The 815-nt window shown below is 45.4% G+C and carries 1 protein-coding gene; it reads left to right on the top strand.

Annotated elements, in window-relative coordinates; all coding sequences use genetic code 11:
- Positions 1-41: 41 nt before the first annotated feature.
- A partial coding sequence (gene istA, locus HMPREF3144_RS11270) for an IS21 family transposase (protein ID WP_083290457.1) occupies positions 42-815 on the top strand: 774 nt, incomplete at its 3' end.

Genomic DNA, 815 nt, shown 5'->3' on the forward strand with positions numbered 1-815 from the left:
GACCCACTAGTTTAATAAACTAGCGGTTTTTCAGGCCGCTTATGTTAACTCAGGAGATGGTCGTGACGATTCACGTATTACATAAACAAGGCAAGTCCATTAGAGCAATAAGTGATGAGCTCGGTATTTCCCGTAACACCGTAAGGAAATATCTTAGAAATGGTGGTGCTATGCCTACCTACCAACGCAGCCCTAGACCCAGTAAGCTTGACCCTTATAAAGCGTATCTTCACAAGCGCATTCAAGCAGCCGCGCCAGATTGGATACCCGCCACGGTGTTTTATCGTGAGATTGACGAATTGGGTTATCAAGGTAAGATTAGCTTACTGAGAGACTATGTGTCTCAGTTTAAACCAGTAACTAAAGCCGACCCAGTGGTGCGCTTTGAAACATCCCCGGGTGAGCAATTGCAGGTGGATTTTACGATCATTCGTAGACAGGCTAGTCAACCGCTTAAAGCGTTCGTAGCAACCTTAGGTTACTCTCGGGCTAGCTATGTTTTCTTTTTTGATAATGAGCGCAGTGAAGCGTGGCTGCAGGGGTTACGACAGGCCTTCGACTTTTTTGGTGGTGTGCCTAAAGAAATATTGTTTGATAATGCCAAAACCGTTGTGATTGAACGAGATGCTTATGGTGTTGGGGAGCATCGCTGGAATCCGCAACTGCTCCTACTGGCCAAAGAATATGGGTTTAAGACACGATTGTGTCGTCCGTACCGAGCTAAGACGAAGGGGAAGGTGGAGCGATTCAATCGTTATTTAAAAGAGAGTTTTATCGTTCCTGATCCTAGCCAATTTAATAGACAGTCTGTTCCT

This window comes from Oligella sp. HMSC05A10 (assembly GCF_001808335.1).
Taxonomy (GTDB): Bacteria; Pseudomonadota; Gammaproteobacteria; order Burkholderiales; family Burkholderiaceae_B; genus Oligella; species Oligella urethralis.